The organism is Treponema sp. Marseille-Q4523, from assembly GCF_016901105.1.
Taxonomy (GTDB): domain Bacteria; phylum Spirochaetota; class Spirochaetia; order Treponematales; family Treponemataceae; genus Treponema_D.
On sequence record NZ_JAFEVM010000056.1, the window covers coordinates 1 to 8,845 of the forward strand.

Below are 8,845 nucleotides of genomic sequence, written 5' to 3' on the forward strand. Positions count from 1 at the left end.
CGAGGTTCCTCTGTATTCAAGATTTCCTCACGTTCTAGGGCAACCTGCTGTCTGCTCCCTTATCCCGTCGGATAAGACTACCACTTCTGCCGGTAATTAAAAACATAGCATCTCGTTGTCAGCGTGATAAATATCAATTATAATAAAGACAATGAAATCTTACGTACGTGTAAACCGCTGAAAGAATACACTCTGTTCGTAGAAGCCGTACGGCGACATACAAAACTTGACAGCGAAAACGGCTTTCAGAATGCAATCAAAGAGTGCATACAAAACGACATCCTGCGGGAATACTTGCAAAGAAAAAGCAGGGAGGTGGTGAATATGTTAATTGCCGAATACGATTACGACGTGGACATCGCCGTACAGCGGGAAGAAGAGCGGGAAATCGCATTGAAAGAAGGCGAAGCACAAGGATTTTCCGCCGGTGCGCATCAAAAAGCGCTCGAAGATGCACGGAACTTCAAGCGGCTCGGTGTTTCCGTAAGTATTATCACGGAAGCTACCGGTCTTTCAAAAGAAGAAGTCGAAAAGCTGTAAGCCGACTGCAACCACTTTATGAGAACATACAGTGCGAAACGTTGAGCACTGTACCCGATGCTTTGCGTCGGGGTTGTTGATTAAGCAATATTATTGATATCCATGTTTCTAAATAAGGCGGCGCGTTTTTCAAATACGCGCGGCAGCTGCAGCCGGCGGCCGTCAACCGAGCGCTTCCCGTATCATATAACAGGCACCGAACAAAACGACGCGGTCGTTCATAATCGAATAGCGCACCGACTCGTCGTCTATCGGCTGGATGGAATACGCGCGCAAAGTCCGCATCAGAGCTTCGTGAAAATAGCGTTTTGATTTTGTGACGCCGCCGCCCAAAACGAAAACGTCGGGATCGAAAAGGTTGAAGATATGAGCGATGCCGAAGCCGAGCAGTTCCCCTTCTTTTTCGAACAGTGACAGCGCATACTCATCGTTTTCGGCTGCAGCCCGGTCGAGGATTTTTCCGTTGACTGCGTTTTCATCGTATTCGGCAAATTCGAAAACGCGGCTCCGTATACCCTTGCGCATATCTTCTCTCATGATCCGATTCATCGCGCTCCCCGACGCATACAGTTCAAAGCATCCTCTGCTGCCGCAGGGACAGGGCAGACCGTTCTTGTCGATAGAAACGTGCCCCACTTCTCCGGCACCGTCGTGTTTGCCGTGATGGATTTTTCCTCCGATAACAAGCCCGCCGCCGCAGCCGGTGCTCACGGTCATATAGGCGACGTTTTGCAGTCCCTTTGCGACGCCGCAGCGCTGTTCGGCAAATGCGCCCAAGTTGCCGTCGTTATCGATCAGAACATCCGTATGAAAATCGTTTTTTAATCGAGCGACGATCGGAAAATTTTTCCAACCCATCAGCGGCGCATGGATAATGATACCTCGTTTCGAATCGAGCGGGCCGGGACTTCCGACGCCGATGCCGCGGACGTCGTTTACGGACAGCGAAAAATGTTCGAGCACCGTTTCCAAAACGTTTTTCGTATTTTGATAGACGGCTTCTTCGCCCTTAAACGTTTGGGACGGAGCGGTGTATACATAGTCGTCTACGAGTTCGCAGTTTTCGGTAAACAGCGCGCCCGACGTTTTCGTACCGCCGATATCGAGTGCAAGAAAATACGCGCTCATAAGCTTACGCGTTCTTTTTCTTCTGCGCCATATCGAGGATGACGGCGAGCAGGATGATCGAGCCGATAACGACTTTTTGCCAATAAGACGAAATGTGCAGCAGGTTCATGCCGTTGTTGATGACGGCGATGATGGCAACTCCGAACATGGCGCGTCCGACGGAACCGCTGCCTCCGGTTAGACTCGTACCGCCCAACACGGTCGATGCGATCGCATACATTTCGTAGCCTTCGCACGCGGCAGGCTGACCGTTTTGCAGTTTGGAGGCGACGAGTACACCGCCGAGCGCCGCCGTGACGGAACACAGGATATAACCCGTCAGCGTTACCCGCGCGATATTGATGCCGCTCAAATGCGCGACGTTCACGTTCGAGCCGACGGCATAGACGTGGCGGCCGAAAACGGTTTTCGACAACAGCAAGTGAAAGATGATGACGACGACGATCGTAAAAATCGAAACGATAGGGATGATACCGTTCGGGTTGCCGACCGATTTAAACAACCGCCCCGCGCCGAGCCACGAAAAAGATGCGGGCAAACCGAACACAGCGACTCCTCCGGTGATGATGTACGTGATACCGCGCGCAATCGTCATCATCGCAAGGGTTGCGATCATCGGCACGACTTTGAATCTCGTTATCATGATGCCGTTGAATGTGCCGCAAACACCGCCGATAACGATCGCCGAACCGAGCAGAACGATGACACCCGAAGCGGTGTTCAAATTCGGGATCCGCAGACCTATCATCGCAGCGCATACGCCGGCGAGAGCGGCGACGGAACCGACGGAAATATCGATACCGCCTAAGATGATGACATAGGTTAAACCCGTCGCAAGCAGTGCGTTGATGGACATCTGCGACGTTAAGTTAAAAATGTTTTTCGACGTCAAAAACGTTTTATTCAACAAACCGAACACCGTACACATAAAAATCAAAAATATAAAAACGATATTCTTTTTTATCCACGATTGCACTTTGACCTTATCCATCTTTTGCCCCTTATTAAAAACTTTGTATTGCAGCCGATACGTCTGTACGGTTTTTTATGCGGTTTGCATACCGCCTTTTACGCTCGCAAAAGCCATGATCTTTTCTTCCGTCGCTTCCGTATAATCGAGTTCGCCGCTCACATGCCCCTCGCACATCACCAAAATTCTGTCGCTGATGCCGATGATCTCCGGCAGCTCTGAAGAAACCATGATGATCGCGCCGCCCTGCGCAACGAATTCGTTCATCAAGCCGTAGAATTCCGACTTCGCGTTTACGTCGATGCCGCGCGTCGGTTCATCGAGAATAAGAATTTTCGAATTGGCAAGCAGCCATTTTGCCAAAATGACTTTTTGCTGATTGCCGCCGGAGAGCGTCGATATGACCGTATGAATGCCGGGCGTTTTGACGGCAAGTTTGTCGACGTATTTTTTGCTCGATTCCGTTTCCCACTTCAAATCGAGGATACCGAATTTTTTGTGGTGCGCGGGCAAACTCGGCAGCACCGTGTTGTCCTTTATCATCGCGTTGAGCATCAAACCCGTCCTGCGACGGTCTTCGGTAACCATGCCGATCTTCGCATCGATCGCCTGTTTCGGCGAAGTAAACGCGCGCTCTTTTCCTTCGACGAATATTTTCCCCGATGTAGGTTTTCGCGCGCCGAAAATCGTTTCCATCACTTCCGTACGCCCCGCGCCGATAAGCCCCGAAATGCCGAGTATCTCTCCGGCGTGCACGGCAAACGAAATATCGGAAAATTCTCCGTCGCGCGACAAGTGTTCGATCCTCAAAAGTTCTTTTCCCGGCGTATGCTTTTGCCGGTTGTAGTAATCTTTCATCTCGCGCCCGACCATACTCGTCACGAGCGTTTTTTCATCGACGTCTTTCATCGAAAACGTGTTTACTTTGCAGCCGTCGCGCAGGACGGTTACGCGGTCGGCGATTTCAAACAGCTCTTTCAGCCGGTGCGTTATATATATGATCGCGATATTGTTTTTTTGCAGAATCCGTATCTGCTTAAACAGCGCGTTGATTTCGTGTTCGGAAAGCGATGAAGTCGGTTCATCCATGATGACGACTTGCGCATTTTTTGAAATGACTTTTGCTATTTCGACCATCTGCTGCTGTGCGGCGGTCAAATGCCGGGCGACTGCCGTCGAGCGGATATCGACTTCCATAAAATCGAGGATGGCTTGCGCATCGGCTTCCATTTTTTTTCTGTCGAGAAAAAAACCGTTTTGTATCCGCGGTTCGCAGCCGAGATAGATATTTTCGGCGACGGTTAAATCGTTTGCGATGCTCAATTCCTGATGTATGACGACGATGCCCCGATCGAGCGCTTGGCGCGGATTGTGAAAGCGGCATGCTTTGCCGTCGAGCAGAACGGAGCCGGAGGTCGGCGCGTATACGCCGGAAATTATCTTTATCAGTGTCGATTTTCCCGCTCCGTTTTCGCCGAGCAGCGCGTGAACTTCGCCTTTATTAAAATCGATCGAAATATCGGTCAGGGCTTTAACGCCGGCAAATTCTTTCGAAATGTTTTTTACCTGTAAAAAAGGCGCCATACATTTTCCCCTATAAAAAGCAGCGGCGCTGTTTCAGACACCGCTTTTTATCCTCTTCCTTACAAGCCGGACGGATTTCGTCCGCCCGGCTTCGCAAAAAAATCAATGCTCCGCTATACGGTTATTTACCGACATTTTCTTTGGTAATGATATACGGAGCGATCATGATAACCGGCTGATCGACTTTGCCCGTCGTCAAATACTTCGTGATCTGTTTCGTTATTTCGGAACCGATTTTTTCGGGATTTTGCGCAATTTCGGATACCCAGAATTTTCCGTTGGTCGCATCGCGGATCGCGTCTTTCGCTTCGGGATTTCCGTCGAATCCGATGATCTTCGTCGAAGCACCGGCGACTTTGATTGCGGCAAGCGCGCCTGCAGCGGCAGGATCGCCGACGCAGAACACGACCGCCAAATCGGGATTCGCCGTCAAAGCGTCCGTCATCAGCTGTTCCGCTTTCGACGCATCGCCCGCGTAATTTCCGATTTCAACGATTTTAAGATTTTTATCCGAAGCTTTGACGATTTCTTCCCAACCCTTTCGTCGATCGATGCACGACTGCGGTTCATCGAAATTGATAAGGCCGACTTTATCGCCCTTGTTCGCAAGGCGTACCGTTTCTTTGCCGCCGAGCCGTCCGCCTTCAACGTTGTCGGTACCGACAAAACATTTGATGACTTTCGTCGTCCGGCTTGTGCAGTCGAACGTAAATACCGGCACTCCGTCTTTATCGGCCGCTTCCATCGCCGGCGTCGTTCCGCCCGGATCGTTGCACGAAAGCGCGATCGCTTTGCAGCCTTCGGCGACGAGATTGTTGATGTGATCCGACGTAACGTTTCCGTCCAATTCGCCGTCGAGGACGATCGCATTGATACCCTGCGCCTGAGCTTCGGCTTTTATACCTTTTTCGATCAGGGTATAAAAAACGTGCTGGCGAGAACCGACGATAAACCCTACCTTTTGCTTATCGCTGCCGCCTGATGCAAAGACAGAGGAAGAGGCAAGGGTTAATCCTAAAAGAACAAAAAAAACTTTTACTGTGTTTTTCATATTCTTTCCTCCTGAAAATAATCTGGGGATAACATACGTTATCCGCCTATAAATTCGGCACCGCTGCCGATTTATCACCGTTCATCAAAGCCGCTGCACCTCTGCGCGCGGAAACAGCTCGTCGAAATCTTTTTTCAAACACAACTGCGTACCCGGCAGCATGATCGAAGCGCTCGCGGCTGCCGTCGCGTAACGGAGATAGTCCTCTTCGGCGGCTCCGTCCGTGATCGCCGCGCACAGTCCCGCCACAAGGGAGTCGCCCGCGCCTTGGATCCCCGCTTCTTCGATATCCATCGCAGGAGCTTTAAACGCGCGATTTCCGCTCACGAGGATGCAGCCCTCTTTTCCGAGCGAAACGCACACATAGGCTATACCCGCTTCGCTTATCTTTTTCGCTTCGGCGATGACCTCGTTTTCGCTTTCGATTTTTTTTGCCGCGATAGTCTGCAATTCGTCGATATTCGGTTTTATTAAAAAGGGCTTTTCGCGTATCCCTTCGAGCAAAAATTCTTTCGACGCATCGAGGATAACGCGCACTCCCGCATCGCCGCACTTTCGTATAAGCTCCGCGTATATCGTTTTCGGAAAACCCGGCGGAACGCTGCCGCTGAGCACGACAAGGGATGACGACGCAACGGCGCTTTCGATTTTTTTCATAACCGCCCGCACGGTTTCTTCGGCGGCGACGCTTCCTTTTTCGTTGAACTCGGTCATCGTTTTTGCGCTTTCGTCGAATATCTTTATGTTTTCCCGAACGCTGCCCGGCACTTCGACAAAATCGCTTCGGAGTTTTTCGTCGGCAAAAAATTTATTAAAATCCTCTTTGCCTTTCGAATACATGAGTCCCATGCATACAGTGTCGTAGCCCAAGTGATTTAAGACGGTACTCACGTTGATCCCCTTGCCCGACGTATCCCGCTGAACGGACAGCACCGCATTCGTTCCGCCGTATTCGAATCGTGCGATGTTCACCGTTCTGTCGTAGCACGGATTTAAGGTAACTGTGATAATCGGTTTATGCTGCATAGTTTTGTATCCACTCGCTCATCGCTTGAAAAATTATCCGAACGGACACGGCGCCCGGATCCTGTAAGCCTATCGATTTGTCGCCGTAATATTTTGCGCGGCCGAATTTCGCTCGAACGGTTTTCGTGTATTCGGCACCCGCTTTCGCTTTTTGTGCCGCAAGCGCAAATCCGTCGGCGAGGCTCCGCCGTTTTGCCGCCGCTTCTTCCAATCCGCAGACGGCGGGTTCGAACGCGTCGATCATCGTTTTGTCGCCGACCTTCGCTTTGCCTCGCTTTTTGAGCGCGTCGAGCGACTTTCTGAAAATTTCTGCAAAACCGCAGAGATCGAGCGTTTCGTGTTTTTCGCGATCGACAATCCCGCTGATGAACATCGTGCCGAACAACACGCCCGACGCGCCACCCATCGTATCGATCAAAATCAAACCGACGGAGGAAACGACGTCTTCCGCGCTCTCGCATTTTTTTTGCGGCAGCTCTTTGATGACGTACGAAAAACCGAGCGCCATGCCCGTGCCGTGATCGCCGTCGCCGATGACCGAATCGATTTCCGTCAAATACGGTTCGCTGTCCACGATCTTTTGCGCCGTAAAGAGAAACATCTTTTTGAGATCGGCCGCGTTCAAATCGTTTTTCATATTACCGGCTCCGTGCAAATGCTTTATAAAACGGCGAACAGGCAGGCATCGCATACAGCGCTTTCAACTCGTCGTCGAGTTTTAAAATACTCACCGAAAAACCGCCCGTCCCTTGCGGGCAAAACAATTCGTCGATGAACATATCGTATACGTACACGCCGTGCTCGTCCAAAAGCCGCTTGATCGCCCGCCCCGCAATGCACAATTCAAGGCGTGACGTAAAACCGAAACCGTTGACCATCACCGCAACTTCATCGCCTGCTTCGATTTCACCCGTAAGGTATGACATCAACGTACGAGCGGCTTCGTCGGCCGTCGGAAGCGGCGTCTGCAGCACGGGAGATTCCCCGTTGAATCCCATGCCGTACGCGACTTCTCCGTCGGGCAAATCGCACATCGCTTTGCCGGTCGAAGGCATATAACCCGGAGACGTCGTTAAACTGCACGTCGACAGATTGCGTACCGCTTTTTCGGTGATGCGGTACACATCGTCGAGCGGCGCGCCGCTTTCGGAAGCCGCACCCGCGATCTTTACCGCAAGCGCGACTCCGGCAACGCCGCGCCTTTCATCCCGCTTTTCTTTCGGAGCCGTCGTCACGTCGTCGCAGACGAACACGCACTTCGCATCGATGCCCTCCATGCCGGCAAGTTCGCGGACGAGTTCGAAATTGAGCACGTCGCCCGCGTGATTCGTCGCAACGTACACGATACCTTTCGCATTCGGCACGCAGCGCGACACCGCCAAAACCGCATTTGCCGCGGGAGCCGTATACACTTGACCGAGCGCCGCACCGTCCGCAAGACCCGGTCCGACGTAGCCGATGATCCACGGTTCGTTGCCGCTGCCGCCGCCCGTGACGACGGAAACTTTATCTTTGCGTTCTTTTACGGTCAATCCCAAATAGCGGCCGGAATTGTCGGGTATCTTTTCGTACAAACCCGGATACACGGCGAGATATCCGTCGAGCATTTCCGAAATCATATCTTCCGGCTTATTGATAAGCTTATTCATGTTTCCCCGTTTCGACAACGACGACGTCCAAACCGATCGCTTTGCATCGTTTTGCAAACGATGAGGAAATTCCGTCGTCGGTGATCAGCAATTCGAATCTGCCGAGCGGACAAATTTTCGCCATCGACGTAGAATCGAATTTCGACGAATCGCACAGCAAAATGGCCCGTTTGGCGGAATCGACCATCTTTTTTTTAATCGTCGCTTCGAATAAATTCGGCGTCGAAATTCCGTCTTCGATGCTCACCGCGTTCGCTCCGATAAACGAAATATCGTAGCACAGCGATGTGATGATATCTTCCGTAATGGAGCCGACGCACGACATCATTTTGTTACGCACGCAGCCGCCGGCGAACACGAGTTCGATGTCGGGACGGCGCAGCAGTTCGTTGATAATTTTAAATGAATTCGTCACGACGATGATGCCGCGCCTCGTACCGTGGCAAATGCAGCGCGCAAGTTCAAACGTCGTAGAACCCGCGTCCAAAAACACCGTCTGCGAATCCTGGATCATCTCGTATGCGCGCTCCGCGATCGCGCGTTTTTGTGCGCTGTTGAGCTGCTCCTTTTCGATTTCCGTATACTCGAGAACGAGCGAAGAAAGACTCACCGCGCCGCCCCGCGTCCGTCTGATCACGCCTTTTTTGTCGAGGGCTGCGAGTTCTTTGCGCACCGTCACTTCGGATACTTGTACCAAATCTTTGATTTCGGAAACGGATGCGGATTTTTTTTTGTTTACAAACTCGACGATCTTTGTAAGTCTTTCTTCGTACAGCATGGTTTCATTTTTTTCCGATTACTTTCGATTTCTTTCGTTAATGGAATGCTAACACGAGAATTTCGATCTGTCAAATAATTTTTTTTACATACAATTCATTGTATTATAAATAATTACAC

General features: G+C 51.2%; 8 protein-coding genes and 1 pseudogene. 1 reads left to right on the forward strand and 8 read right to left on the reverse strand.

Annotated elements, in window-relative coordinates; all coding sequences use genetic code 11:
- Positions 1 to 111: 111 nt before the first annotated feature.
- Positions 112 to 540: pseudogene (locus tag JSQ97_RS12130) on the forward strand (RpnC/YadD family protein); the annotation flags it as partial.
- A 162-nt stretch (positions 541 to 702) separates the two neighbouring features.
- Here the strand turns inward: JSQ97_RS12130 and JSQ97_RS12135 are convergent.
- The 8 genes from JSQ97_RS12135 to JSQ97_RS12170 form a co-directional block, all read right to left on the reverse strand.
- The gene (locus JSQ97_RS12135) at positions 703 to 1,668 is read right to left on the reverse strand and encodes an ROK family protein (RefSeq protein WP_205076284.1); all 966 of its coding nucleotides are present in this window, start codon (positions 1,666 to 1,668) and stop codon (positions 703 to 705) included.
- A gap of 4 nt (positions 1,669 to 1,672) precedes the next feature.
- Positions 1,673 to 2,659: an ABC transporter permease gene (locus JSQ97_RS12140; protein ID WP_205076285.1), complete on the reverse strand. Its 987-nt coding sequence runs from the start codon at positions 2,657 to 2,659 to the stop codon at positions 1,673 to 1,675.
- Positions 2,660 to 2,713: 54 nt separating this feature from the next.
- On the reverse strand, positions 2,714 to 4,222 hold the full coding sequence (locus JSQ97_RS12145) for a sugar ABC transporter ATP-binding protein (RefSeq protein ID WP_021331545.1): 1,509 nt from the start codon (positions 4,220 to 4,222) through the stop codon (positions 2,714 to 2,716).
- A gap of 121 nt (positions 4,223 to 4,343) precedes the next feature.
- Positions 4,344 to 5,273, reverse strand: coding sequence for a substrate-binding domain-containing protein (locus JSQ97_RS12150; protein WP_205076286.1), 930 nt, complete (start codon positions 5,271 to 5,273; stop codon positions 4,344 to 4,346).
- Positions 5,274 to 5,357: 84 nt separating this feature from the next.
- Positions 5,358 to 6,299, reverse strand: coding sequence for a 1-phosphofructokinase (gene pfkB / locus JSQ97_RS12155; RefSeq protein WP_205076287.1), 942 nt, complete (start codon positions 6,297 to 6,299; stop codon positions 5,358 to 5,360).
- Positions 6,289 to 6,936, reverse strand: coding sequence for a dihydroxyacetone kinase subunit DhaL (gene dhaL, locus JSQ97_RS12160; RefSeq protein ID WP_205076288.1), 648 nt, complete (start codon positions 6,934 to 6,936; stop codon positions 6,289 to 6,291). The genes pfkB and dhaL overlap by 11 nt, the downstream gene beginning before the upstream one ends.
- A 1-nt stretch (position 6,937) precedes the next feature.
- Positions 6,938 to 7,948 carry a dihydroxyacetone kinase subunit DhaK gene (locus JSQ97_RS12165; RefSeq protein WP_205076289.1) on the reverse strand — a complete coding sequence of 337 codons (1,011 nt, stop codon included), beginning with the start codon at positions 7,946 to 7,948 and terminating at the stop codon, positions 6,938 to 6,940.
- Positions 7,941 to 8,726, reverse strand: coding sequence for a DeoR/GlpR family DNA-binding transcription regulator (locus JSQ97_RS12170; RefSeq protein WP_205076290.1), 786 nt, complete (start codon positions 8,724 to 8,726; stop codon positions 7,941 to 7,943). The genes JSQ97_RS12165 and JSQ97_RS12170 overlap by 8 nt, the downstream gene beginning before the upstream one ends.
- Positions 8,727 to 8,845: the final 119 nt, after the last annotated feature.

What these genes read in the sequence shown, in the direction of transcription:
- JSQ97_RS12135 (WP_205076284.1), bottom strand. Translation starts at nt 1,668, where the DNA reads ATGAGCGCGTATTTTCTTGCACTCGATATCGGCGGTACGAAAACGTCG.
- JSQ97_RS12140 (WP_205076285.1), bottom strand. Translation starts at nt 2,659, where the DNA reads ATGGATAAGGTCAAAGTGCAATCGTGGATAAAAAAGAATATCGTTTTT.
- JSQ97_RS12145 (WP_021331545.1), bottom strand. Translation starts at nt 4,222, where the DNA reads ATGGCGCCTTTTTTACAGGTAAAAAACATTTCGAAAGAATTTGCCGGC.
- JSQ97_RS12150 (WP_205076286.1), bottom strand. Translation starts at nt 5,273, where the DNA reads ATGAAAAACACAGTAAAAGTTTTTTTTGTTCTTTTAGGATTAACCCTT.
- pfkB (WP_205076287.1), bottom strand. Translation starts at nt 6,299, where the DNA reads ATGCAGCATAAACCGATTATCACAGTTACCTTAAATCCGTGCTACGAC.
- dhaL (WP_205076288.1), bottom strand. Translation starts at nt 6,936, where the DNA reads ATGAAAAACGATTTGAACGCGGCCGATCTCAAAAAGATGTTTCTCTTT.
- JSQ97_RS12165 (WP_205076289.1), bottom strand. Translation starts at nt 7,948, where the DNA reads ATGAATAAGCTTATCAATAAGCCGGAAGATATGATTTCGGAAATGCTC.
- JSQ97_RS12170 (WP_205076290.1), bottom strand. Translation starts at nt 8,726, where the DNA reads ATGCTGTACGAAGAAAGACTTACAAAGATCGTCGAGTTTGTAAACAAA.